The organism is Mesonia oceanica, from assembly GCF_902499555.1.
Lineage (GTDB): Bacteria > Bacteroidota > Bacteroidia > Flavobacteriales > Flavobacteriaceae > Mesonia > Mesonia oceanica.
The window spans coordinates 1-1466 of sequence record NZ_CABVMM010000050.1 but is presented as its reverse complement, the minus strand read 5'-3'; the positions used below and the strand labels follow the sequence as shown (position 1 = coordinate 1466).

1 protein-coding gene is annotated in these 1466 nt (G+C 36.0%); it reads left to right on the top strand.

Annotation, left to right across the window (positions count from 1 at the left end; all coding sequences use genetic code 11):
* The first annotated feature begins 120 nt into the window (after positions 1–120).
* Positions 121–1455: an IS5 family transposase gene (locus tag FVB9532_RS19245; RefSeq protein WP_150546807.1), complete on the top strand. Its 1335-nt coding sequence runs from the start codon at positions 121–123 to the stop codon at positions 1453–1455.
* The last annotated feature ends 11 nt before the right edge of the window (positions 1456–1466 follow it).

The window sequence follows — 1466 nt, the reverse complement described above, 5'->3', positions numbered from 1 at the left end:
TAGTCAAACCTTAGCAATCATGCAATTCTCTAGTTATCATTTAATTATGTTAAAAACATCTACTAAATCAATGACTTAAATTGCAAGGAAAAGTGTAATTTACACTTAAACCCTTGCAATATGAAAGGAAAAAAGACTCATCAAACACAGCGGGATTTTTTCAAGCCCTTGCTTACTGATTTTATTGATTTATCTCATGAACTTATTCTGTTGAGCAATAAAATTGATTGGAATTATTTTGAACAAGACTTTGCCCAATATTATTCTCACACTGGTCAACCAGCTATGCCTGTTCGGCTAATGGTTGGCAGCTTGCTTTTGAAAAGAATCTATAACCTATCAGACGAACGCTTATGTGAATCTTGGGCCATGAACCCTTACATGCAATATTTTTGTGGCATGGCACATTTCGAGCATCAATTTCCATGTGATCCCAGTGATTTTGTTCATTTTAGAAAACGTATAGGTGAACCAGGAGTGGAAAAGATATTTGCATATTCTGTTCTTCTTTTTGGATCTCAGGCCAAAGAGAAGGTCCAGTTATCCGATACTACGGTTGCAGAGAACAACACAACATATCCAACGGACTCAAAATTAGCTAAAAAGATTATTGACAAATGCAACAAAATTGCTTTCCAAGAAGGTCTGGCACAACGACAAACCTACGTTAGGGTCTCTAAACAGTTTGTTAGGGATACCCATAATCGAGCGCACCCAAAGCGCTATAAAAAAGCAAAAAAAGCTGACGCTAAATTAAAGACCATTGCAGGTCGTTTACTAAGAGAGCTGGAAAGAAAACTGTCACAAGATGCATTGAAGCGTTATGAAGAAGAATTGAAATTGTATTGGAAAGTGTTACAACAAAAACGAACGGACAAAGATAAGATCTACAGCCTTCATAAACCGTTCACAGCTTGTATTGCCAAAGGGAAAGCGCATAAAAAATATGAATTTGGAACAAAAGTTGGATTGACCACAACTTACAGTTCCCTAATAATCACTGCTATAAAAAGTTTTGGTGGCAATCCACACGATAGTAAAACCATTGAGCCATTGTTGGACCAAATGGCATCAACCCTAAATTACGCACCAGACGAAGTTGTCTATGATAGAGGAGGAAAAGGACAAAAACAGATTAAAAGTACAAAAATAAGCACACCTGACTATAGGCCCTTAAAACGAGATACAGAATACCAAAAAAGAACCAAGCGCAACAAATTTAGAAGAAGAGCTGCTATTGAACCTGTTATAGGTCACTTGAAAACAGATTTTAGACTGAACCAAAATTATCTTTGGGGAGGGGAATCGTCACAGATAAATGCATTTTTAGCTGCAGCTGGATGGAATTTAAAGAAAATGATGAAACAGTTGAAAGAAAACTATGGAAATTTATTGACCTTAATTTTAAATGCTATTTTCAGGACAAATTATCTGTGTAAAAAATTGTGTTCGTAAGGTTCGACTAT